This is a genomic window from Thermomonas sp. S9 (genome assembly GCF_024704365.1).
In the GTDB taxonomy this organism is placed as follows: domain Bacteria; phylum Pseudomonadota; class Gammaproteobacteria; order Xanthomonadales; family Xanthomonadaceae; genus Thermomonas.
The window spans coordinates 395657-416554 of the sequence record NZ_JAJDFY010000001.1; the positions used below are offsets into that span (position 1 = coordinate 395657).

The window sequence follows — 20898 nt, forward strand, 5'->3', positions numbered from 1 at the left end:
GGTCTGATCGCAGGTTCATGACTTCACGCCTCCCTGTTGGCGGGTTTGTCGGGCGGCGCACCATGCCCGCCATCGCTACCGTGGCCATGCAACAGGTGCATCAGCGGGTACGCCAGCAGCAACAGGTACACCCAATTGCTGCGACATGAATCCAGTGCTCGCGCAGCAGGTAGAAGCCGCCGATGAGGGCCACCATCAGCAACGCGATCCTGACACGCCGGCTCAGGCTGGACGAGCCACGCGTGTCGGGGTGGTGATCATGATGCGTCGCGCCCATCGCCGGGTGCGGGGTTTCTTCATGGATGAGAACTGAACGCTTGCGCAGCCCCGTCTTTCCCAACCAGCAAGACCTGGTAGGCATCACGGTGTCCTCCGTAGGCGACACCATCCATGCCGGGTGAACCAATGGGCATGCCCGGCACCGCCAAGCCCAAGGCTTGGGGCTTTTCCTTGAGCAGCCGCTGGATGTTCGTTGCGGGTACGTGGCCTTCGATCACATAGCCTTGGATCAGGGCCGTATGGCAGGAACCGAATTTCTGCGGCATCCCGAGGCGAGTGCGGGACGCGCCGTTGCCCTGGTCGACGGCACTCACGCGGAATCTGCTTTTCTCCAGGTGGGCAATCCAGTCCTTGCAACATCCACAGTTCGGGTCCTTCCACACCTGCACGGCGGCCGTCTGCAGTGCGGCGGCGGGTGTGAGGAAGGGGAAAAGGCTCAGGGCAATCATCGCCATCAGCATGCGCGGTCGTCTGCTCACGTGAGATCGGCTGAAGTTGTTCGTGTCAAGGCAGGTCTCCTACTCGGAAATGCTTTCAGGGTTGATTGCCGTCCTGAATCGCGCCCTGCGGCATCGCCTCTTCATCGCTTCGTGCGGTGAGGATCTGATACTGCTCCGGCGTCAGCTCCGGCAAGCGCTGCAGGAAAGTCACCATATTCCAAATGCGTTCGTCATCGTGGGTCGTTCCCCATGCCGGCATTCCTGAGGCTTTAATGCCATGTTTGATGATCCAGAAACGTCGTCTCGCTTGTGCCGTTAGGTCTTTTCCGTCCACCTGGGTGGGGGGCAGGCTGAGATTAGGCGGTACCGGATACAGCCCCAGAGTGAAATCACTCTCTTTCTTTCCGGGGCGCAGGTGGCACCCCGCACACATGTCATTGTAATCGGCACCACCGGCAAGCAGGCGGTTGGGCGTGCCCAGGTCGCCGGGCACTTCGATATCGGCACTGGCGCGGGCTATGGAGCGCTCACGCAAGGTCTCGAGCGCCCAGTAGGTCAGCCCGTTATGCGGCACATCGGCACCGATCGGATACCAGCCGGAGTAGAGGAAGGCCATCCCCGCCGCCAGCGCGAACAGGCCCGTGCCCAGCAGGCATTTCCCACAGGACAGCAGAGCTCTGGATTTCATGTAATCTCCTTTGGAGTGCCGCCCTTGCGGGTAAAGAGCAAGGGCGGGTTTCAGTCATTTTTCGTGTGCGTTCCGCGGCGGCTTGCTTTGCTCGGCTTTTTCACTTTGCTGTTGGTGTTTGGCATGAGTGCCGTTTGATGCTGAGCTGTCTTGATGCATGTCTTTCATGCACTTTTGCATCATCGCCTGCATCACGGGATCATTCATGTCCATCTTGCCGTGATCCATGCCTTTCATGGCGGCGCAGTCAGGTTTTTGCTGTGCCTCTTTCATGTGCTCTTTTGGGTCATGCGCGGGCGCATTCATGGCCAAGAACAGGGCGGGGATACCCAAGATCAGAAAGGATGTTGCTGTTTTCATGGTGTGACTCCTGTGGGTTGATTGGGGCGGCCTTCAGAACCAGAAACGCAAGCCGGCCACATACCGCGCTTCCCGGGCACGCTGCCCTTCGGTGTGGACAAAATCGGCGGTCTGCCCGAACCTGCCAGCCCATTCGACGCCGACGTAGGGCGCGAACTGGCGCGAGAACTCGTAACGCAGGCGCAAGCCCACTGCCGCATCGGAAAGCCCACTGCCCAAGCCACGCGCTTCATCGCGCCGGCCGTACAGATTGACTTCCGCGCGGGGCTGCAGAATCAGGCGCTGGGTGAGCAGGAGCTCGTACTCGCTCGACAGACGCAGTGCCGTGCGTCCCGAGCTGCCGACGTAGGCGGTGGCATTGACATTGAACCAGTACGGCGCGAGTCCCTGGATGCCGAAAGCAAGCCAGGTCCGGTCAGGCCCCGTGCCGCTGTCCTGCCGCCCCCCGAGTTGGGCGTCCCAGTACGAGGCGATCGCATGGCCCCAAAGGACCTCCGTGCGAGCCTCCTCCAGTTTGCCTTTGGTGACGTTACCTTCGGCCTTGAGGACCAGGCGGTCGTAGGTGCCGCCGAACCAGGCTAGCGCGTCATAGGCGGTCGCGTTGCCGTTCTTCGTGTCAACGCGCTCCAGGCGATCGAGGAGCACGCTGCCAAACGCATGTTCATCGGAGAACCGCAGTTGCCGTGGCCCGGGAAGTACGTAAGGGCCCGACTCCAACGTTAGGCCATTGGAATACGCATTCGGATCACGGGCATCGGCGGGGGCGGGGCCGCCCTGCATGTTGCTGCCGTGGTCCATGGTGGCGCTCGCGGGCGATTTGGCTCGCGTTGGCGCGGCAGCCGCGCCTGCGTGAGCGGCATGGTCGCCGTCTTCCATCGATGTTTGCGCCCAGACGGGTGCCGCACCGAGCAACACCAGCGCCGCAGTGAAGAGAGAACAGGGTTTCATTGCGAATCTTCTTTTGCTCGGTTTCATGACACGACCACCTCGCGGAACATGCCCATGTCCATGTGCAACATCAGGTGGCAGTGCCAGGCCCAGCGACCCAGGGCGTCGGCGGTCACGAGGAAGCTGACGCGCTGTGCGGGTTGAACCGGGATGGTGTGGCGACGCACCAGGAACTGACCCTCGGGCGTTTCCACCTCGCTCCACATCCCGTGCAAATGCATCGGGTGGGCCATCATCGTGTCGTTCTGTAGGATGATGCGCGCCCGCTCGCCGTATTTCAGATGCACCGGCGTGCTTTTGCCGAACTCGAGGCCGTCGAACGACCAGGTATAGCGCTCCATGTTGCCGGTGAGGTGCAGCTCGATTTCGCGCTCGGCCCTCGAGGATCCAGCGGGCCGCCGATCGTCTTGAGATCCGCCAGCGTCAGCACGCGCCGACCGTTGTTGCGCAGACCGATGCCCGGATCGTCGAGATTGGTCCGTGGCGTATCCACCCGCATATCGGTACTCGGGCCATATTCTGTTCGCGCATGACGAACCGTGGTGCTGGGCTTGGCCAGCGCGCCGCCGGCCATGCCATGCATCGCGTGCTGGCCGTGATCCATGGCCATCGCGCCATGATTCATGTTGGACATGCCGTGCTGCATGCCCGGCATGTCGTGGCCCATCGCCGCGTGGCCCATCGCGCCCATGGCCGGGCCGCCATACCCCATCGCGCCCATCATATCGGCCATGGTGAGCCATTCGACGGGATCGAGCGCAGGCACGGCGGCACTCAAGCCCTCGCGCACCGCGAGTGTGCCGCGGGCGAAGCCGGTTCGATCCATTGATTGCGCGAAGATCGTGTGGGCGTCCTCTTGGGGTGTGACGATCACGTCGTAGGTCTCGCCCGGTCCAAAGCGAAACTCATCGACGGTGACGGGCTCGACGTTCTGCCCGTCGCTTTGCACCACCGTCATCTTGAGCCCCGGGATTCGCACGTCGTAGAAGGTGTTGGCCGCGCCGTTGATGAGCCGCAGACGCACGCGCTCGCCCGGCCGGAACAGGCCGGTCCAATTGCCGGCAGGGGTGACGCCGTTCATCAGGTAGGTCAAGGTCGCCGCCGAGAGATCGGCCAGATCGGTCGGGTTCATCCGCATCTGGTTCCACATCGCGCGCTTGTCGAGTGCGCTCGAAAGCCCCATGTCGGCGACGTCCCGGAAGAAGTCAATGGCCGTCGGCTGGTGGTAGTTGTAGTAGTCGCTCTGCGCCTTGAGCTTGGCGAGCACCCGCATGGGGTCTTCGTCGGTCCAGTCGGACAGGTGCACGACGTAGTCCCGGTCGGCACGGATCGGGTCGGCATCGCGCGGTTCGACGATCAATGCCCCGTACATGCCGGTCTGCTCCTGCATGCCGGAGTGCGAGTGATACCAGTAGGTGCCGGTTTGTTCGAGGCGGAACCGATAAGTGAAGGTTTCGCCCGGGGGGATGCCCGGAAAACTGATACCGGGTACCCCGTCCATCTGGTAGGGCAGGATGATCCCGTGCCAGTGGATCGACGTGGCTTCGCGCAGGCGATTGGTGACGCGGATGGTGACTGTGTCGCCCTCACGCAGTTTGAGCGTCGGCGCCGGGATGGAGCCATTGATGGTGGTCGCCATCCGTGGCTTACCGGTGAAATTGACTGGCGATTCGCCGACCACCAGGTCGATGTTCGTGCCGCTGAGCACGGGCGCTGCACCCGTGCGCGTGTCGGACAGCCCCTGTGCCGCAGCACGCAGCCAGGGTGACAGGCCGATCATGACGCCGCCAGCGACCAAGCCGCGCACGAAACGCCGCCGAGCGGGCACCAACGGCAACGGTGAATGAAACGGTCTCAAGGGCGGCATGGGCTCCTCGCAATGAATTGCTGATTTCGTGGATGACATGCTAGAGGGCCACCCCTGTTAGGAAGCTGTCTGCCCGATTACATTTTCATTATCAATGTGTCAGGTGCATTCAAAACCTTCACACTAGCGGCTATTCGATATGGCCGAGCACCCTTATGAAGATACTGATCGTTGAAGATGAACCCAAAACGGGCGACTACCTGCGTCAAGGCTTGAGCGAAGCGGGTTTCGTGGTCGATCTGGCGCAAGACGGCGCCGATGGGCTGCACCTAGCCTTGCTGGGCGAGTACGACTTGATCATCCTGGATGTGATGCTGCCCGGCCTCGACGGCTGGCAGGTACTGCAATCCTTGCGCCATCGCGGCCTGCAGATGCCGGTGCTGTTCCTGACTGCACGCGATCAGGTGGAAGACCGTGTAAAGGGGCTGGAGCTGGGAGCCGACGATTACCTGGTCAAGCCGTTTTCATTCGCCGAGCTTTTGGCCCGCGTGCGCACCATCCTGCGGCGTGGACGAGGCGGCGGACTGGACAGCAACGTCCTGCGCGTGGCCGATCTGGAGCTGGACTTGCTGCGCCGCCGCGTCACACGGGGCGGAAAGCGCATTGACCTGACGGCCAAGGAGTTTGGTTTGCTGGAACTGCTGATGCGCCGTCATGGCGAGGTCCTGCCCCGCTCGCTGATCGCCTCACAGGTCTGGGACATGAATTTCGACAGCGACACCAATGTGATCGAGGTGGCCATCCGGCGCTTGCGCGTGAAGATTGATGAGGAGCATGAAGTCAAGCTGATCCACACCGTGCGTGGCATGGGCTACGTCTTGGAAGCGCCCGAGGCGCGGTGAATGTTGCACTCCCTGTCGCTGACGACCCGGCTCACCCTCTTCTTTACGTTGGCGGCTGGGGCTGTGGTGTTTGGATTGGCCTTGTTGGTCATCGCTGCATCCGAGCGGCATTTCATCGAGCTGGATCACATGGCGCTGCAGGACAAGCAGCACCTGATCGAGGATATTTTAGCGCGATCCAATTCGACCGAGGACGCCAAGTGGCTTGCTGCGCGAGGCATTGAGCCACCATCACGGGCTGTACGTCAGCGTCCACGATTCGAAGGGTGAAACTCTCTTCCGGTCCGAAGGATTTCGCCTCCCGCGCGAACTGTCACCGGCGGATAAAGGCAACGGCGAAGACGCGCTGAAGCATTGGGCCGACGAAGGGCGAGCGTTTCGCGGAGTGCGTTTCCAGGCTGTTCCCGCCTATGACGCGACGACGCGGCTGGACATCCTCATTGCCATGGACACCGCGTTACACACACGGTTCATGCAGGATTTGCAGCGCACGCTGATGATCTATGCCGCCGTGACGATCGTCCTCTGTGCCGTGCTGAGCTGGTTTGCCGCGTACAAGGGGCTGGCGCCATTGCGGGCCATGAAGTCGCGGGCGACCATACTCACGAGCCAGCGGCTGCACCAGCGCATGCCCGTCGAGGCGGTACCCATCGAAATGGCCGATCTGGCTCACGAACTCAACAAGATGCTGGACCGGCTGGAAGACGCGTTCACGCGACTGTCGGAGTTCTCGTCGAATCTGGCGCATGAGCTGCGCACCCCCTGAGCAACCTGCTGACCCAGACCCAGGTCGCATTGGCTACCCGGCGCGATGCCGATACCTATCGGGAGATCCTGGCTTCCAATGCCGAGGAACTGCAGCGTCTGGGTCGCATGGCGTCCGATATGCTGTTCCTGGCCAAGGCCGAACGCGGGATGATGCCGCCGAACCGGGAGCGTTTCTCGGCAGCCGAAGAAACGTACGCCCTGATCGAGTTTTATGAGGCGGTCGCCGATGAGAAGGGCGTCAGACTGGCTCAGCGTGGTGAGGGTGAGATCGTCGGCGATCGCTTGATGTTCCGCCGTGCCCTGAGCAATCTGCTTTCGAACGCGCTGCACCACACCCCGCCCCATGGCGAGGTCATGATCGAGATCAGCCGGTCTTCCCAAGCCACCCGGGTGAGCGTCGAGAACACCGGCGAGGACATCGATCCGAAGATCTTGCCGCGCCTGTTCGATCGCTTTTACCAGGCCGACCCATCGCGGTCACATCCGGAAACCGATGGCGCAGGGCTGGGATTGGCGATTACCCGCGCCATCATGCAAACCCATGGAGGATCGATCAGCGTGATTTCCGCGCAGGGCAGGACTAGGTTCTGCCTGGAGTTCCCAGTGATGTGAAACAGTTGGGGCGAGCCCGCCCAAGTGTCTTTGGTCTGCGCGCTTTCGCAGAGGCTGTTGCACGCGTTCCGTGTCCTGCCGCGACGCCAGCAGAGCCGCATCATCAAGCGCGTCGAGGCGTACGCGCGGGGGGGGCTGACATTCCGACGGGTCTGGAGTGATGGACCGGCGACCAGCCTTGCGCATCCATGTCGCACCGGTTGCGACGCTCAGAATCCGGCCGCCGCCAGCGCCTTCTCCGCCTCGCGACGGCCGATGTCGATCAGCTCGGCGGCGCGCCAGAACTCGTAGAACTGGCAGGCATCGCGCGGGATCTGGATCAGCAGGTCGGGCGGATCCAGCGCCAGCTGCACGTGGGTGATGCGCTCCTGCATGGTGTCGAGTGCGCGCGCCATCACCTCCACCAGGCTGAGGTGGTGCGTGTGCTGCGCGCCGGACGGGCCGACGTGGCGCTCCATCCAGCGGCCGAGCAGCCCCGGCTCGGGTTCGGGATGACGGGCTTCGACGTCGCGGACCGGCGTGTCCCAGCGCGTCGGCGGGCTGCCGTTGAGGTCGACCGCGACCACCCGATGCCGGCCGGTGAGCCGGGTGGCGGTGATCGGCAGCGGTGACAGCAGCCCGCCATCCACCAGCGCCATTTCGCCCATCATCAGCGGGGTGAAGATGCCGGGAATCGCGAACGAGGCGCGCAGGGCGTCCCACAGGTCGCCGCGCCGCAGCCACACCTCGCGCTGCCGGTGCAGGTCCACCGCCACCGCGGTGAAATCGATCGGCAGGTCCTCGATCCGCGGTTCGCCGATCGCCTCGCGCAGGGCGCGCATCAGCCGGGTGCCGGTGAACATCGCCGGGCGGCCCAGGCCGGGGTCCAGCAGGCGCAGCATCCGGTTGCGCGGGGTGGTGAGCATCCAGTCGCGCAGCACGTCGAGTTTGCCGGCGGCGAATGCCCCGCCGACCAGCGCGCCGCTCGAGGTGCCTGCCACGGCCGCCACCTGGAGGCCGCGTGCCTGCAGCACCTCGATCACGCCGATGTGGGCCAGTCCGCGCGCGCCGCCGCCACCCAGGGCCAGGGTGAGCGCGGTCGCAGCGGAGCCGGTGGGCGCGGGAGCCGGTGCGGGATCGCTCATGCGTCGTCCTGATGGTTCGACAGCGCCAGTTGCAGGTGCGCGCGCAGCTGTTCGCGCAGGGCGCGCGGCTCCACGATTTCGGCGTCGGCGCCGTACTGCAGCACGTCCATCAGCAGCTCGCGCGGGACCGAGTATGGCAGCTTCAGCTCATAGCGGCCGTCCGGCAGGAAGCGGCCCTGCTGCTGCGAATGCCAGCGTTCGTCGGCCACCCAGCGCGCGGCCTTGGCCGAGAAGCGGATGGTGGCCCAGCCCTTGGGCGCTCCGGAGAAAATGCCGTAGCCGGCGGCCAGGTGCGCATCCAGCGCCGCCTCGTCCACGTCGCGCGCGGCGGCATCCAGCAGGCGCGCGCCGCTGATGCGGTCGATCGAGAAGCTGCGCAGGGCTTCGCGCTCTTCGTCCCAGGCGTCGAGGTACCAGTTGTCGCGGTAGTGGGTGAGCCGCTGCGGGCTGACCGTGCGCCGGGTGCGCTCGTCGGTGGTGCGCGCGCGGTAGTCGAAGGCCAGCTGGCGCCGGTCCAGCACCGCCGAGGCGACGATCCGGAACACATGCTCGTCCATCCGGCGGCCGCGGTGGGGAATCACCCGCACCCGTTCCAGCGGCCAGCGCTTGCCGCCGGACTGCGCCTCCAGCAGCTTCTCCACCCGCTGCTGCAATGGCGCCAGCGCCGACGACAGCATGCCGCCGCTGCTGCGCGCCAGCAGCTGCTGCGCGGCCAGCAGCGCGTGCAGCTCCTCCGAGCTCAGCCACAGGCCCGGCAGCTCGAAGCGCTCGGCCTCGGCCTTGTCGTAGTGGAACCCGGCCTCGCCGTTGCCGACCACCGGCGCCATCAGCGCATCGCGCAGGAAGGCGATGTCGCGGTACACGGTGGCGCGCGAGCAGCCCAGCGCATCCTGCAGGTGGGCCACGCTCACTGGCCGCCGCGCGGCGCGCAGGTGGCGATCCAGGGCGATGATGCGTTCGTAGCGGTCCATGCCCGGATTATGCGGCAGCCGGTGGCGGGTTCGGCGGTCATCGGCAGGCTGCCGCGGATTCGTTAGACTTGCTGTCAGTCCCTGCCTGATGCGTGTCGCATGCCGCCGCTGTTATGGCTGGTGCTGGCCGCACCGCCGACCGCCTTCGCCGTTCCCCCGTTACCGGTGCTGCAGCCGGAGGTGGCGCAGCGCCTGCTGGATCCGCCGGTCTGTCTGGCACCGCGCTGCGTCAATGGAGAATGGGTGGTGGAGGCGATGCCGGCGATCCCGCCGGGCCAGCGCCGGGTCGGGCCGGAGGACCTGCCCGGCGGCGGCGGCCGCCTGCGCGTGCCCGGCGCCCCCGCGACTGGGTGAAGGCGCAGGGCAGCAATGCGCGGGTGGGCATGCAGTACGGCCTGCAGGCGCTGCAGACCCGCGATACCCGCGTGACGCTGGCGCTGGGCACCGGCTACCGCCTGACGCCCTATGCCGACGACGGCATCGCCGGCACCGGCCCGATCCTGCGCGGCCAGCTGGAATGGAACCAGGCGCTGGGGCGGTACGCGCGGCTGTCGCAGGTGACCCGGCTGGAAACCGGGCGGCACGGTGCGTTCCTGCGCAACAGCCTGCTGCTGAACGTGCAGCTGCGGCCGGCGCTGACCTTGAGCTCCGGGGTCGAGCTGCGGCGCGACCGCGACCTGGCCGGGCGCGACCAGACCGACGCCACCGTGAAGCTGAAATACGCGTTCTGACCGCGCGGCCTTCAGGTGGCATCGATCAGCGCGCGCGCGCCCTGCGCCAGCAGCGCCCGCGCCACCGCCATCCCCAGCGCGTCCGGGTCGGCCGCCGATCCTTCCGCCTGCGCCCGCACCTGGCGACCGTCGCTGGCGCTGCCGACCAGCCCCTGCAGGTGCAGGCGCGCGCCGTCCAGGGTGGCCAGCGCCGCCACCGGCACGTGACAGCTGCCGTGCAGGGCGCGGTTCATCGCGCGCTCGGCTTCCACGCAGGCGCGGGTGGGCGGATCGTCCAGCGCCGCGCACAGCGCCAGGGTGGCGGCATCGTCGGCGCGGCATTCGATCGCGATCGCGCCCTGCGCCGGCGCCGGCAGCCAGTCCGGCGCCGTCAGCCGCGCGCACACACGTTCGCCCAGCCCCAGCCGTTCCAGCCCGGCGCAGGCCAGCACGATCGCGTCGTAGTCGCCGGCATCGAGCCTGGCCAGGCGGGTGTTCACGTTGCCGCGCAGATCGCGCAGTTCGAGGTCGGGGCGCCGCGCGCGCAGCTGCGCCTGCCGGCGCAGCGAGGAGGTGCCGACCCGCGCGCCAGGGGGTAGCGCGGCCAGGTCCGCAAAATGCGGGCTGACGAACGCGTCTGCCGGATCGTGGCGGGCCAGGATCGCGCCCAGCGCGAAGCCCGGCTCCAGTTCCATCGGTACGTCTTTGAGCGAATGCACCGCGCAGTCGGCATCAAAGCGCTGGATCGCCAGTTCCAGCTCTTTCAGGAACAGCCCCTTGCCGCCGATCGCCGCCAGCGAGCGGTCGAGGATTTCATCGCCGCGCGTGCTCAGCGGCACCAGTTCGACGTCCAGGCCGGGGTGGGCCTGCTGCAGGCGGGTGGCGACGTGCTCGGTCTGCCACAGGGCGAGCGGGCTCTTGCGGGTGGCGATGCGCAGGCGGGTCATGCGCGGATTATCGCCGTTCCGCGGCCGGTTCCGCTGCGGGCGATGCGGTCGGTCAGGCAGGCCGCAGGGTCTCACGCAGCTGCGGCAGGCAGCGGCGGCTGACGGCGAGCGGCTGCGGCACGTCGCGCAGCACTGCCTGCACGTGGCCGTCCGCGGTGCGCCGCAGCTCCACCAGCTGCGCGCGCGCCACCAGGCAGTTGCGGTGGATGCGCAGGAAGCGGTCGGCAAACTCGGTTTCCAGCGCCTTCAATGGTTCTTCGATCAAATCCTCGCCGCGCGCATGATGTACCACCACGTACTTCTCGTCGGCCTGCAGGTAGCGGATGTCCTCCACCGGGATCCGCCGCAGGCTGCCGCGCAGGCGCGCGCACAGGTGGTCGCGCGCGGGCGCGGCGCTGCCGGCATCGGTCCGTCCAGCGAGGAAGGTGCGCACCTTGTCCAGCGCCTGCGCCAGGCGTTCGGCGCGCACCGGCTTGACCAGGTAATCCAGCGCCCGCGCCTCGAACGCGGACAGCGCGTGCGCGTCGAATGCGGTGCAGAACACCACCGCTGGTGCCGGGGAGCATGCCGCCAGCCGGTGCGCGGCCTGGATGCCGTCCAGGCCGGGCATCGCGATGTCCAGCAGGACCAGGTCCGGGTGCAGGCGCTGGCAGGCCTCCAGCGCGGCCTGGCCATCGCCCGCCTCGCCGGCCACCCGCACCCCGGGCTGCGCCTCCAGCAGCGCGCGCAGGCGCGCGCGCGCCAGCGGCTCGTCATCGACGATCAACACCTGCAGCGGTCGCGTGGCCATCCCCCTCCCTCCGACGCCGGTTGCCGCCCTCGCCGCGATGGTAGCCGCGCCGCGGCGGCAGCGTCATCCGGCGCCCAGGCGCGCCGTCATCCACTCGCCGAGGTCGGCGATCTCCTCCGCGCACACCGCGTGCTGCATCGGGTAGCGGCGCAGCGTGGCCGCGAACCCGAGCCGGCGCAGCGTGTCTGCGGTGGCTTCGCCGGCCGCCAGCGGCACCACCGGGTCGAACACTCCGTGCGCCATGAACAGCGGCTGCGCCGCGGCCTGCGGCTGCAGCCGTTCGCGCGCGGTCTGCGCTGGCATCGGCAGGTAGGTGGACAGCGCGACCAGCCCCGCCAGCGGCGCCTGCCGCGCCAGCCCGGCCGCCAGGGTGATCGCCCCGCCCTGCGAGAACCCGGCCAGCAGCAGGCGCTGCGGCGGGATCCCGCGCGCCGCCTCGCGGGCAATCAGCGCTTCCACCTGCGCGATGGACGCATCCACGCCCGCGAGGTCGGCGCGCTGGGCGAGGTCGAGGTCGCGGATGTCGTACCAGGCGCGCATGCGCATGCCGCCGTTGATCGTCACCGCGCGTAGCGGCGCGTGCGGGAACACGAAGCGCAGCGGCGGCCAGGTCGCGCGCACCAGCTCCGGCACGATCGGTGCGAAGTCGTGGCCGTCGGCGCCCAGCCCGTGCAGCCACAGCACGGCCCACTGCGGGTTCGGGCCGGTTTCGCGTTCGACGGTGTCCAGCAGCATGCGCGGTTCCTGCGATCGGGGCCGCGCCATTATGCCGGCGCGGCTTTCAGCCGGCGGGCGCCGCCAGCAGCGCGGCGGTGTCCGGCAGGCGCGCGCCGGGCGGCCAGCGCCGGAAGGCCTCGGCAGCGCGCATCGCTGCGAATCGCCGGCACCGGCGCAGTAAGCTTGCAGGCGTGTCCCAGCTCCCGCCGTCCATGTCCGCTCTCCGTCCGCCTGCCGTGCGCATCCTGCTGATCGAAGACCAGCACGACATCGCTGCCAGCATCTGGGATTTCCTGGAGCGGCGCGGCTACGAGATGGACCACTGCGCCGATGGTGCGTCCGGGCTGGCGCGCGCGCTGCGTGGCGAAGCCGACGTGATCGTGCTCGACCTCGGGCTGCCGCGGCTGGACGGGCTGGCCCTGTGCCGGCGCCTGCGCGAGGCCGGGCACGGGATGCCGGTGCTGATGCTGACCGCGCGCGACACCCTCGACGACAGGCTGCGGGGCTTCGCCGAGGGCGCCGACGACTACCTGGTGAAGCCGTTCGCGATGCCCGAGCTGGAGGCGCGCATCCGCGCCCTGCGCCGGCGCGCACAGCCCATGCCGGATGACCTGCCGACGTTCGCCGGGCTGTCCTACGATCCGCGCAGCCTGACCGCGCAGCGCGAGGGGCGGCGGATCCCGCTGACCCGTCTGCAGGGCGCGCTGCTGCATGCGCTGCTGCGCGAGGCGCCGCGCATCGTCAGTCACGCTGCGCTGATCGAGAGTGCCTGGCGCGGCGGTGCCGACGTGGCCGCGCTGCAGACCCAGGTATACGAATTGCGCAATGCGATCGACAGGCCGTTCGGGAGGCCGCTGCTGCACGCGGTGCGCGGGGTTGGCTATCGCCTGGCGGCGCCGGAATGAGGCCGCGCCTGCCGCTGCGCTGGCGCTTCGCGCTGCTGGCTATGCTGCTGGGATTGCTGCTGTCGGGGCTGGCGGCGCTGGTGCTGCTGCGCGCGGCCTACGAAGACGAATACATCGTCTCGCGCGAGATCCTGCGCGGCCAGGCCGAAGACTACGGTCGCCGGCTGGCGCAGGGGCAATCGGTGCAGCTGCCGCAGACCCAGCGCCTGCGTGGCTATCGCCTGCAGGATCCGGCGCTGCCGCGCGCCTATGCCGGATATCCGCTGGGTGTGCACGAGGATCCGGTGGATTCCGACATCCACGTCGGTGTGTTCGATACCGCGGCCGGGCGCCTGCTGTTCGTGATCGACCTCGGCGACATCGAGGCGATGGAGCGCCACCTGCGCCTGCTGATGGGGCTGATCATCGGCCTCGGCGCGCTGCTGTCGGGCTGGCTGGGCTGGATATTCTCCGGGATCGCGCTGCGCCCGCTGCAGGCGCTGGCGCGCGCGGTGGACGCGCTGCCCGCGCAGCCGCAGCCGACCCGGCTGGCGGATGCGCTCAGCCACGATGCCCTGGGCCGGCTGGCGGACGCCATCGACCGCTACCAGGCGCGGCTGGTGGAGGCGGACGCGCGCGAGCAGGCGTTCCTGGCCGATGCCAGCCACGAACTGCGCACTCCGCTGGCGGTGGTGCAGGGCGCGCTGGACGTGCTGCAGGACGATCCGGCCGCCACGCCCGCGCAGCAGGCGCGGCTGGCGCGGCTGGCGCGCGGCGCGGCGGACATGCGCCGGCTGCTGGAGGCGATGCTGTCGGCGGCGCGGCGCAAGCCGCTGCGTGGCGAACGGGTGGCGGCCGAGGAACTGCTGCGGCGGGCGGCCGATGCCGCGCTGGCCGGCCGCCCCGGGCCGCCGCTGGAAATCCAGGCGGCCGGCGAGCTCGAGGCTGCCCCGGCCGAGGCACTGCTGCTACTGGCCGGCGTGCTGCGCATGCTGGCACAGGCGGATGGCGACGGCGTGCTGCGCCTGCACTGGCGGGCGCCGTGCTTCCTGCTGCAGCGCGAGGCCGCCGCCAGCAGCACCGCCGTGCGCGCCGACACCGGCACCGGCTCGGCCCTGCTCGACCGCCTGGCGCAGCGGCTCGGCTGGCAGGTCCGCTGGGAGGACGCCCGGCGGGTGGTAGTGGTCACCGGCCCGGGGTGAAGCGGCAACGGATGGTGGGCCCACCAGGACTCGAACCTGGAACCAAGGGATTATGAGTCCCCTGCTCTGACCATTGAGCTATGGGCCCGCGCGGGGAATTGTAATGGCCCGCAAACGCGAAACCCGCCGGGGGGCGGGTTTCGTGGCGCGATGATGGGCTGGGGCCTCAGTCGATGTCGAGGAAGCTGCGCAGCATCTCCGAGCGGCTGGGATGGCGCAGTTTGCGCAGCGCCTTGGCCTCGATCTGGCGGATGCGCTCGCGGGTGACGTCGAACTGCTTGCCGACTTCCTCCAGGGTGTGGTCGGTGTTCATGTCGATGCCGAAGCGCATGCGCAGGACCTTGGCCTCGCGTGGGGTCAGCCCGGCCAGCACGTTGCGGACGGTCTCGATCAGGTTGATGTCGGTGGTCGCGTCCATCGGGGACATCGCGTTGGTGTCCTCGATGAAGTCGCCGAGATGGGAGTCCTCGTCGTCGCCGATCGGGGTCTCCATCGAGATCGGCTCCTTGGCGATCTTCATCACCTTGCGGATCTTGTCCTCGGGCATGTCCATTTCCTTCGCCAGCTCTTCCGGCGTGGCCTCGCGGCCGTACTGCTGGAGCATCTGGCGGGAAATGCGGTTGAGCTTGTTGATCGTCTCGATCATGTGCACCGGGATGCGGATGGTGCGCGCCTGGTCGGCGATCGAGCGGGTGATGGCCTGGCGGATCCACCACGTCGCGTAGGTCGAGAACTTGAAGCCGCGGCGGTGCTCGAACTTGTCCACCGCCTTCATCAGGCCGATGTTGCCTTCCTGGATCAGGTCGAGGAACTGCAGGCCGCGGTTGGTGTATTTCTTGGCGATCGAGATGACCAGCCGCAGGTTGGCCTCGACCATCTCCTTCTTGGCCTTGCGCGCCTTGGCCTCGCCGTAGGAGAGCGCGCGGTTGATGTCCTTCAGGTCCGGCAGGCTGATGCGCATGGTCTTTTCCAGCGCGAGGGTGGCCTGCTGTTCGGCGAGGATCTGGTCCTTCACCTCGCGCAGGGCGCTGCCCCACTTCTGCTTGCGCTTGAGCAGCTCGTCCACCCATTCGAGGTTGGTCTGGTTGCCTTCCCAGGCCTTGAGGAAATCCTTGCGCGGCATCTTCGCGACCCGGGTGCACAGGTCGAGGATGCGGCGCTCGTGTTCCTTGGCGGCGTTGACTGCCTCACGCAGGTTCTTCACCAGCGCGTCGGTCAGCGGCAGCGGCAGCTTCAGGGTGACGAAAGTGGCCGCCATCTCCTCGCGCGCCTTCAGGGCCGCCTTGCCGGCCGGGCCGCCCTTGGCCCAGGCCTTCTCGAAGCGCGCGAACGCGGCGGCCAGGGCCTCCATACGCGCCGCCACCTCGGCCGGGTCCGGTCCGGTCGGCGCCGGCTCGTCGGCCTCGCCACCGGCGTCGTCGGCATCCTCGTCGTCCTCGGCCTCGGCGTCCGCGGAGACGTCGATCTCTGCCACCGGCAGATCCTCCGGCTCCGGCTCCTCGTCGTTGAAGCCGACCACGATCTCGGCCAGGCGCTTCTTGCCGGCCTTGTGCAGCTCGTAGTCCTCCAGCAGCTGGCGGATCGTGGGCGGGAAGCTGGCCAGCGCGGCGTTCATCTGCGCCAGGCCTTCCTCGATGCGCTTGGCGATCGCGATCTCGCCCTCGCGGGTCAGCAGGTCCACCGTGCCCATCTCGCGCATGTACATGCGCACCGGGTCGGTAGTACGGCCGCCCTCGGTGTCCAGCGAGGTCAGCGCGGCGGCGGCTTCCTCGGCGGCGGTTTCGTCCACCTCGCGGCCACCGGTCTGCTGGCCGGCCAGCAGCAGGGTCTCGACATCCGGTGCCACTTCGTGGACCTCGATGCCCATGCCGTTGATCATGCCGATGATGTCTTCCAGCTGCTCCGGATCGACCATGTCGTCGGACAGGTGGTCGTTGACCTCGGTATAGGTCAGGTAGCCCTGCTCGAGGCCCTTGCTGATCAGGGACTTGATGTCGGACTGGGGGGCGGTCTGGCGGTCGTTGGCCATGGAAGCGGTACCTGTGGAAGGTCTGCGCGTGACGCAGGAAAGAACCCAGCATTATACCGTGCAGGCGGAACATCCGCCCGCGCGGGCCTGGTCACGGCCGCAGCAGGAAGGTGACGGGGCCGTCGTTGACCAGGCTGACCACCATATGGGCGCCGAAGCGGCCGGTTTCCACCCCGGCGGGTGCAGTTCGCGGCAGAGCGTCACCAGGCGTTCGAATTCGCGGCGGGCCTGCTCCGGCGGCGCGGCACTGCCGAAGCTGGGGCGCATGCCGCTGCGGGTGTCGGCGGCGAGGGTGAACTGGCTGACCAGCAGCAGCCCGCCGCCGGTGTCGGCCAGCGAGCGGTTCATGCGTCCGGCGGCGTCCTCGAATACGCGGTAGCCGAGCAGCCGTTGCGCCAGCCGCCTTGCCTGCGCCTCGCCATCGTCGGGCTCGATCCCGACCAGCGCCAGCAGTCCGGGGCCGATCGCGCCCACTGCCTCGCCATCGACGGTCACCCGGGCTGCGGTCACGCGCTGGATCAGGGCAAGCATACCGGCATTGTAGGCGGACCCACCTACAATGCCGATGATGACGGAGTTTCTCGCTACCCTGCTGTACGCCCCCGCCTGGCTGGCGGCGCGCCTGCCGTGGCCGCTGCTGCGGGCGCTGGCCGACGCCCTGGCCTGGCTGTGGCTGCGTCTGGACGCGCGTGAGGCGCGGGTGGCGCGGCGCAATCTGGAGCTCATCCGCCCGTCCCTGGCACCCGCCGAACGTGAGCGTTTGCTGGGTGAAATCATGTGCACCACCACCCGCCAGGCGCTGGAAACCCTGCGGCTGTGGACACGCCCGCCCGCGCGCAATCTGGCCGATATCGTCGAAGTCCATGGCGAGGCGCTGTTCGATGCCGCTCTGCGCAGCGGACGTGGGCTGATCGTGGCCGCCCCGCACCTGGGCAATTGGGAGCTGCTGAACCAGTGGCTGGCGCACAAGACCCCGCTGGCGATCCTGTACCGCCCGCCGGAGTCGGCGGTCGGCGAAGCCTTCCTGCGCCGCGCCCGCGCCCACGCCGGCGGGCAGGTGGAGCAGGTCCGCGCCGAGGCGGCGGGCGTGCGCACCCTGCTCAAGCGCCTGCAGAAGGGCGGCGTGGTCGGGATCCTGCCCGACCAGCAGCCGAAGGCCGGGGAGGGCGAGTTCGCGCCGTTCTTCGGCAAGCCGGCGCTGACCATGACCCTGCTCTCGCGGCTGGCCGCGCGCAGCGGGGCGCAGGTGCTGCTGGCCTGGTGTCGGCGCCTGCCGGGCAAGGGCGCTCCGCGCTTCACCCTGCACATCGCTTCAGCGCCGGCGCAGGTGGCGGATGCGGATCCGGCGCGCGCGGTGGCGGCCCTGAACGCTGCGCTGGAGGCGGCGATCGGGCAGGACTTCACCCAGTACCAGTGGACCTACAAGCGCTACACCCTGCGTCCGCCGGGCAGCGGCGAGGACAACCCCTACCGCGATCTGTACTGAGCGCGCTGCGCCGTCAGCGCGGCTGATAGCGCAACGAATGAGCCGCCGGCGGCAGCGGGCGCTGCTGCGCCGGCAGGCCGAGCCAGACCTCGGCCGGCCACACCTGCAGCCAGCGCAGCCGCCATGGCTGCTGGAATAGCGGCGCGGGCGTCTGCGCGGGGTGACCGGATTCCACCACCAGCAGCCCTTGCGGATGCCGGCGCGCCCACTGCCGGGCGTCGGCCTCGTCCAGCGCCGCCACCGGCGTCTGCAGGCGACCGGCGAAGTGGAACTGCAGCTGATAGACGCCCAGATAGCCCAGCGGGCGGCCCTGCCTGGCCGCGCTGGCCAGCACCTGCGCGGTCGGGGCCAGGTCGTACTGCGCGCGCAGCAGGGGGTTGCGGCGGCATGGAGCGTAGCCACCGCCAGCAGCAGCCCGGCCGCGTGCGCCGGCAGGCTGCGCCAGCGCCACAGGGCCACGCCGAGCAGGAGCAGCGCGAAGCCGGCCAGCGCTGCGCTGCGCTGCACTTCGGCGGGCAGCGGCGGCCAGCCGAAGTGCGCGGCCACCAGCAGTGCGCCCAGCGCCACCAGCAGCAGACCCGGCATCCAGCCCAGATGCGGCCGGCGCTCGGCGGCGGCCGCCAGCAGCAGCGCGAAGGCGGGGAAATCCGGCAGCAGGTAGTAGGCCTGCTTGCCGCTGATCAGGCTGAACAGCAGCAGCACGCCGAGCAACCACATCCACGGCAGGCGCAGCGCCGGATCGCGCCACAGCGCCGGCACCTGCCGCCACCACCAGGCCTGCCACCACCACGGCGCCAGCAGCACCAGCAGCACCGGGAGATACCACCACCATGGCTCGGCGTGATCGAAGCTGTGCTGGATGCGCCCGGCGGTCTGGGTCACCAGCAACGCATGCCGGTATTCGGGATCGCCCAGCAGCAGCGCCGGGAGCAGCCACAGCGCGAACAGCGCGATGCCGCCCAGCACCGCCAGCGTGGCGTTGCGCGCGAAGCGGCGGCCATCGGCGCGCGCCGCCGGATGCCACAGGCGCGCGGTGAGCAGCGGCACCCCCAGATGCAGCAGCGCCACCGGGCCCTTGGCCAGCAGGCCGAGCCCCACCGCCAGTGCCAGCCCGATCCAGCCCGGGCGCCAGCCATCGCCCTGGCGGCGGCACAGCGCCAGCAGCCCGCCCAGCACGGCTGCGGCCAGCGGCAGCTCGTACATCACCTGCCAGGAGAACAGCACGAAGTACCACAGCCCGACCATCACCCAGGCGGTGCCGGACGCGATGCGCGGACGCTGCGGCAGCAGCCGCTGCGCCAGCAGCCCGCTCTGCACGATCACCAGACCGGCCAGCAGCACCATCAGCAGGCGCGGCCAGACATCGCTCACGCCGCCCGCCGCCCAGCCGGCATGGATCAGCCACGGCAGCAGCGGGGTCTTGTGCGAATACGGCGCACCGTTGAACAGCGGCACCAGGTAGCTGCCGCGCGCCCACATTTCCCAGGCCACCGCCAGGGTGCGGGTGGAATACAGCGGCACCGGGCCGTGCAGGAAGATCGACGGCAGTGCGACCGTGAGCCAGGTCAGCAGCGGCAGGCGCAGGGCGCGCGCTGCGCGCAGTTCGTGCAGGAAGGACATTGGGCAAAGATACTGCACAGGCTTGCGGCCTGGGCGACAATGGCGGCGATCCATCCGCGCAAGGAACCTTTCGATGCCCGAACGCATCCTCGTCGTCGGCGGCGCCGGCTACATCGGCGCGCACATGGTCCAGCAGCTGGTGCGCGCGGGCTTCACGGTGGCGGTGGCCGACGATCTCTCCTCCGGCCGCCGCGAGGCGGTGCGCGGCGCCGAGCTGCACGTCGGCGACATCGGCGATGCCGCGTTCGTGGAGCGCCTGCTGCGCGAGGTGCGTCCGGCGGCGGTGATGCACTTCGCCAGCTTCATCCAGGTCGGCGAATCCATGGCCGACCCCGGCAAGTACTACCGCAACAACGTCGGCGCGACCCAGGTGCTGCTGGACGGCATGCGTGCGCACGCAATCACCCGCTTCATCTTCTCCTCCACCGCGGCGATCTTCGGCGATCCGCAGTACGTGCCGATCGACGAGGCGCATCCGAAGGCGCCGATCAACCCCTACGGCCGCAGCAAGTGGTTCGTGGAGCAGATGCTGGAGGATTACGACCGCGCCTATGGCCTGAAGTCGGTCTGCCTGCGCTACTTCAACGCCGCCGGGGCCGATCCCGAGGGCGCGCTGGGCGAATGCCACGAGCCGGAAACCCACCTGATCCCGCTGGTGCTGCAGGTGGCGTCCAACCGGCGCGCGCACATCACCGTGTATGGCGAGGATTACCCCACCACCGACGGCACCTGCATCCGCGACTACATCCACGTCGAGGACCTGTGCCAGGCGCATCTGCTGGCCCTGCGGCAACTGCTGGAAGGCGGGGAGAGCGCGCGCTACAACCTCGGCAATGGCAATGGCTATTCGGTGCGCGAGGTGATCGCCGCCGCGCGGCGCGTCACCGGGCATCCGATCCCGGTGCAGGCCGGCACGCGCCGGGCGGGTGACCCGCCGGTGCTGGTGGCCGATGCCAGTGCCGCGCGCCGCGCGCTCGGCTGGCAGCCGCGCTTCGCCGATCTGGAGACGATCGTCGCCCACGCCTGGGCGTGGGAGCGCAAGCACGCAGTGTGGTCGCGGGGCGATGTGCTGCCTCAAAAATAAAATGATTCGAACTAAGGAAGGTCTGAACAACGCCATCCAGGCGTTGTCAGCCCACGCCGAGTCCGGTACAGGCCCGGACTCGGCTCACACGCATCCATCACTTGCGTGATGGATGCGTGGCCGGCCCTCCATGGCCGGCGGGAACCTCTGAGTTGATCAGAGGTTCCCTAACGTCCCCGCCTTCTGGCCAATGGGCTTCCATCGGCGTGCCGCGGGCGGAGGATTTCGCGAATCAGCGAGTGCGCAAGCCGCGCCGCGCGCCAGGTCGCGCCGGACGGCGGTGCCTGGCCGGCGCTGTCGCCGAGGTACAAGCGGCGCAAGGACAAGCGGCGGCCCGGCCTGCCGATGCTGAAGGACGACGCCCCCATGCTCGGTGACGGCCTGCACTACCAAGTGCCGCCTGGCGTGGGCGTGCTGTACCTGGGCACCAGCGTGCGCTATGGCGCCGCCCAGCACTTCGGTCATGGGGCATCCTGCCCTGCAACTGCTGGGCCTGTCCGCGGAGGACGGCGCCGAGCTGGTGACCATTG

The 20898-nt window shown here is 68.6% G+C and carries 22 protein-coding genes, 1 tRNA gene and 2 pseudogenes; 11 read left to right on the plus strand and 14 right to left on the minus strand.

Annotated elements, in window-relative coordinates; translation table 11 throughout:
* Positions 1 to 23: 23 nt before the first annotated feature.
* Positions 24 to 101, minus strand: coding sequence for a hypothetical protein (locus tag LJB71_RS14625; protein WP_345779459.1), 78 nt, complete (start codon positions 99 to 101; stop codon positions 24 to 26).
* A gap of 44 nt (positions 102 to 145) precedes the next feature.
* On the opposite strand from LJB71_RS14625, the gene LJB71_RS01895 reads away from it, so the two are divergent.
* Positions 146 to 313, plus strand: a complete 168-nt coding sequence (locus LJB71_RS01895) for a hypothetical protein (protein ID WP_259304834.1) — start codon at positions 146 to 148, stop codon at positions 311 to 313.
* Here LJB71_RS01895 and LJB71_RS01900 read toward each other — a convergent pair.
* From LJB71_RS01900 to LJB71_RS01920, 5 genes and pseudogenes are all read right to left on the minus strand, one after another.
* Complete coding sequence (locus LJB71_RS01900) at positions 297 to 740, minus strand: DUF411 domain-containing protein (protein ID WP_259302881.1); 444 nt, start codon at positions 738 to 740, stop codon at positions 297 to 299. The genes LJB71_RS01895 and LJB71_RS01900 overlap by 17 nt on opposite strands.
* A gap of 73 nt (positions 741 to 813) precedes the next feature.
* Positions 814 to 1407, minus strand: coding sequence for a cytochrome c (locus LJB71_RS01905; RefSeq protein WP_259302882.1), 594 nt, complete (start codon positions 1405 to 1407; stop codon positions 814 to 816).
* A 54-nt stretch (positions 1408 to 1461) separates the two neighbouring features.
* Complete coding sequence (locus tag LJB71_RS01910; RefSeq protein WP_259302883.1) at positions 1462 to 1767, minus strand: hypothetical protein; 306 nt, start codon at positions 1765 to 1767, stop codon at positions 1462 to 1464.
* Between the two features lie 33 nt (positions 1768 to 1800).
* Positions 1801 to 2742, minus strand: coding sequence for a copper resistance protein B (locus LJB71_RS01915; protein ID WP_259302884.1), 942 nt, complete (start codon positions 2740 to 2742; stop codon positions 1801 to 1803).
* Positions 2739 to 4582: pseudogene (locus LJB71_RS01920) on the minus strand (copper resistance system multicopper oxidase). The gene LJB71_RS01915 and the pseudogene LJB71_RS01920 overlap by 4 nt, the downstream one beginning before the upstream one ends.
* Positions 4583 to 4737: 155 nt before the next feature.
* Between LJB71_RS01920 and LJB71_RS01925 the strand changes: the two are divergent.
* Genes LJB71_RS01925 through LJB71_RS01940 form a run of 4 tightly spaced genes read left to right on the plus strand, consistent with a single transcriptional unit; the run spans position 4738 to position 6804 of the window.
* On the plus strand, positions 4738 to 5424 hold the full coding sequence (locus tag LJB71_RS01925; RefSeq protein WP_259302885.1) for a heavy metal response regulator transcription factor: 687 nt from the start codon (positions 4738 to 4740) through the stop codon (positions 5422 to 5424).
* Positions 5425 to 5694, plus strand: coding sequence for a hypothetical protein (locus LJB71_RS01930; RefSeq protein WP_259302886.1), 270 nt, complete (start codon positions 5425 to 5427; stop codon positions 5692 to 5694).
* On the plus strand, positions 5630 to 6190 hold the full coding sequence (locus LJB71_RS01935; protein ID WP_259302887.1) for a HAMP domain-containing protein: 561 nt from the start codon (positions 5630 to 5632) through the stop codon (positions 6188 to 6190). The genes LJB71_RS01930 and LJB71_RS01935 overlap by 65 nt, the downstream gene beginning before the upstream one ends.
* Before the next feature lie 29 nt (positions 6191 to 6219).
* Positions 6220 to 6804: an ATP-binding protein gene (locus LJB71_RS01940; RefSeq protein WP_259302888.1), complete on the plus strand. Its 585-nt coding sequence runs from the start codon at positions 6220 to 6222 to the stop codon at positions 6802 to 6804.
* A gap of 209 nt (positions 6805 to 7013) precedes the next feature.
* Here the strand turns inward: LJB71_RS01940 and LJB71_RS01945 are convergent, their stop codons facing one another.
* Positions 7014 to 7928 (minus strand): patatin-like phospholipase family protein, encoded by a 915-nt coding sequence (locus LJB71_RS01945; protein ID WP_259302889.1) that lies wholly within the window; start codon positions 7926 to 7928, stop codon positions 7014 to 7016.
* Positions 7925 to 8899, minus strand: coding sequence for a YafY family protein (locus tag LJB71_RS01950; protein WP_259302890.1), 975 nt, complete (start codon positions 8897 to 8899; stop codon positions 7925 to 7927). Before LJB71_RS01950 ends, LJB71_RS01945 begins: the two co-directional genes overlap by 4 nt.
* A gap of 99 nt (positions 8900 to 8998) precedes the next feature.
* On the opposite strand from LJB71_RS01950, the gene LJB71_RS01955 reads away from it, so the two are divergent.
* Both LJB71_RS01955 and LJB71_RS01960 read left to right on the plus strand, forming a co-directional pair.
* Positions 8999 to 9253 (plus strand): hypothetical protein, encoded by a 255-nt coding sequence (locus tag LJB71_RS01955; RefSeq protein ID WP_259302891.1) that lies wholly within the window; start codon positions 8999 to 9001, stop codon positions 9251 to 9253.
* A complete protein-coding gene (locus tag LJB71_RS01960) occupies positions 9250 to 9630 on the plus strand; it encodes a DUF481 domain-containing protein (RefSeq protein WP_259302892.1) in 381 nt (126 codons plus the stop codon). The genes LJB71_RS01955 and LJB71_RS01960 overlap by 4 nt, the downstream gene beginning before the upstream one ends.
* Positions 9631 to 9641: 11 nt before the next feature.
* Here the strand turns inward: LJB71_RS01960 and hemC are convergent, their stop codons facing one another.
* From hemC to LJB71_RS01975, 3 genes are all read right to left on the minus strand, one after another.
* Positions 9642 to 10556: a hydroxymethylbilane synthase gene (gene hemC / locus LJB71_RS01965; RefSeq protein WP_259302893.1), complete on the minus strand. Its 915-nt coding sequence runs from the start codon at positions 10554 to 10556 to the stop codon at positions 9642 to 9644.
* Positions 10557 to 10608: 52 nt separating this feature from the next.
* On the minus strand, positions 10609 to 11346 hold the full coding sequence (locus tag LJB71_RS01970; RefSeq protein WP_259302894.1) for a LytTR family DNA-binding domain-containing protein: 738 nt from the start codon (positions 11344 to 11346) through the stop codon (positions 10609 to 10611).
* A gap of 63 nt (positions 11347 to 11409) precedes the next feature.
* The gene (locus LJB71_RS01975; RefSeq protein ID WP_259302895.1) at positions 11410 to 12081 is read right to left on the minus strand and encodes an alpha/beta hydrolase; all 672 of its coding nucleotides are present in this window, start codon (positions 12079 to 12081) and stop codon (positions 11410 to 11412) included.
* Between the two features lie 194 nt (positions 12082 to 12275).
* Between LJB71_RS01975 and LJB71_RS01980 the strand changes: the two genes are divergently transcribed.
* Both LJB71_RS01980 and LJB71_RS14470 read left to right on the plus strand, forming a co-directional pair.
* Positions 12276 to 12968, plus strand: coding sequence for a response regulator transcription factor (locus LJB71_RS01980; RefSeq protein WP_310649372.1), 693 nt, complete (start codon positions 12276 to 12278; stop codon positions 12966 to 12968).
* Positions 12965 to 14149, plus strand: a complete 1185-nt coding sequence (locus LJB71_RS14470; protein WP_310649373.1) for a HAMP domain-containing sensor histidine kinase — start codon at positions 12965 to 12967, stop codon at positions 14147 to 14149. The genes LJB71_RS01980 and LJB71_RS14470 overlap by 4 nt, the downstream gene beginning before the upstream one ends.
* Positions 14150 to 14161: 12 nt before the next feature.
* Here the strand turns inward: LJB71_RS14470 and LJB71_RS01990 are convergent.
* The 3 genes and pseudogenes from LJB71_RS01990 to dtd all read right to left on the minus strand — a co-directional run bounded on the left by LJB71_RS01990 (position 14162) and on the right by dtd (position 16709).
* A tRNA-Ile gene (locus LJB71_RS01990) sits at positions 14162 to 14237 on the minus strand.
* Between the two features lie 78 nt (positions 14238 to 14315).
* Complete coding sequence (gene rpoD / locus LJB71_RS01995) at positions 14316 to 16178, minus strand: RNA polymerase sigma factor RpoD (protein WP_259302896.1); 1863 nt, start codon at positions 16176 to 16178, stop codon at positions 14316 to 14318.
* 91 nt (positions 16179 to 16269) lie between these two features.
* Positions 16270 to 16709 (minus strand): annotated as a pseudogene (dtd, locus tag LJB71_RS02000) (D-aminoacyl-tRNA deacylase).
* Between the two features lie 37 nt (positions 16710 to 16746).
* On the opposite strand from dtd, the gene LJB71_RS02005 reads away from it, so the two are divergent.
* On the plus strand, positions 16747 to 17664 hold the full coding sequence (locus LJB71_RS02005; RefSeq protein WP_259302897.1) for a lauroyl acyltransferase: 918 nt from the start codon (positions 16747 to 16749) through the stop codon (positions 17662 to 17664).
* Between the two features lie 1693 nt (positions 17665 to 19357).
* Positions 19358 to 20368 carry a UDP-glucose 4-epimerase GalE gene (gene galE, locus LJB71_RS02010; protein WP_259302898.1) on the plus strand — a complete coding sequence of 337 codons (1011 nt, stop codon included), beginning with the start codon at positions 19358 to 19360 and terminating at the stop codon, positions 20366 to 20368.
* Positions 20369 to 20898: the final 530 nt, after the last annotated feature.

Excerpts from the sequence above, each read along its gene's own strand:
- LJB71_RS01970 (WP_259302894.1), bottom strand. The coding sequence starts at position 11,346 with ATGGCCACGCGACCGCTGCAGGTGTTGATCGTCGATGACGAGCCGCTG.
- LJB71_RS14470 (WP_310649373.1), top strand. The coding sequence starts at position 12,965 with ATGAGGCCGCGCCTGCCGCTGCGCTGGCGCTTCGCGCTGCTGGCTATG.
- LJB71_RS01945 (WP_259302889.1), bottom strand. The coding sequence starts at position 7,928 with ATGAGCGATCCCGCACCGGCTCCCGCGCCCACCGGCTCCGCTGCGACC.
- rpoD (WP_259302896.1), bottom strand. The coding sequence starts at position 16,178 with ATGGCCAACGACCGCCAGACCGCCCCCCAGTCCGACATCAAGTCCCTG.
- LJB71_RS14625 (WP_345779459.1), bottom strand. The coding sequence starts at position 101 with ATGCACCTGTTGCATGGCCACGGTAGCGATGGCGGGCATGGTGCGCCG.
- LJB71_RS01900 (WP_259302881.1), bottom strand. The coding sequence starts at position 740 with ATGCTGATGGCGATGATTGCCCTGAGCCTTTTCCCCTTCCTCACACCC.
- LJB71_RS01925 (WP_259302885.1), top strand. The coding sequence starts at position 4,738 with ATGAAGATACTGATCGTTGAAGATGAACCCAAAACGGGCGACTACCTG.
- LJB71_RS01905 (WP_259302882.1), bottom strand. The coding sequence starts at position 1,407 with ATGAAATCCAGAGCTCTGCTGTCCTGTGGGAAATGCCTGCTGGGCACG.
- LJB71_RS01955 (WP_259302891.1), top strand. The coding sequence starts at position 8,999 with ATGCCGCCGCTGTTATGGCTGGTGCTGGCCGCACCGCCGACCGCCTTC.
- LJB71_RS01910 (WP_259302883.1), bottom strand. The coding sequence starts at position 1,767 with ATGAAAACAGCAACATCCTTTCTGATCTTGGGTATCCCCGCCCTGTTC.
- LJB71_RS01950 (WP_259302890.1), bottom strand. The coding sequence starts at position 8,899 with ATGGACCGCTACGAACGCATCATCGCCCTGGATCGCCACCTGCGCGCC.
- hemC (WP_259302893.1), bottom strand. The coding sequence starts at position 10,556 with ATGACCCGCCTGCGCATCGCCACCCGCAAGAGCCCGCTCGCCCTGTGG.
- LJB71_RS01895 (WP_259304834.1), top strand. The coding sequence starts at position 146 with ATGAATCCAGTGCTCGCGCAGCAGGTAGAAGCCGCCGATGAGGGCCAC.
- LJB71_RS01980 (WP_310649372.1), top strand. The coding sequence starts at position 12,276 with ATGTCCGCTCTCCGTCCGCCTGCCGTGCGCATCCTGCTGATCGAAGAC.
- LJB71_RS02005 (WP_259302897.1), top strand. The coding sequence starts at position 16,747 with ATGACGGAGTTTCTCGCTACCCTGCTGTACGCCCCCGCCTGGCTGGCG.
- LJB71_RS01975 (WP_259302895.1), bottom strand. The coding sequence starts at position 12,081 with ATGCTGCTGGACACCGTCGAACGCGAAACCGGCCCGAACCCGCAGTGG.
- LJB71_RS01915 (WP_259302884.1), bottom strand. The coding sequence starts at position 2,742 with ATGAAACCGAGCAAAAGAAGATTCGCAATGAAACCCTGTTCTCTCTTC.
- galE (WP_259302898.1), top strand. The coding sequence starts at position 19,358 with ATGCCCGAACGCATCCTCGTCGTCGGCGGCGCCGGCTACATCGGCGCG.
- LJB71_RS01930 (WP_259302886.1), top strand. The coding sequence starts at position 5,425 with ATGTTGCACTCCCTGTCGCTGACGACCCGGCTCACCCTCTTCTTTACG.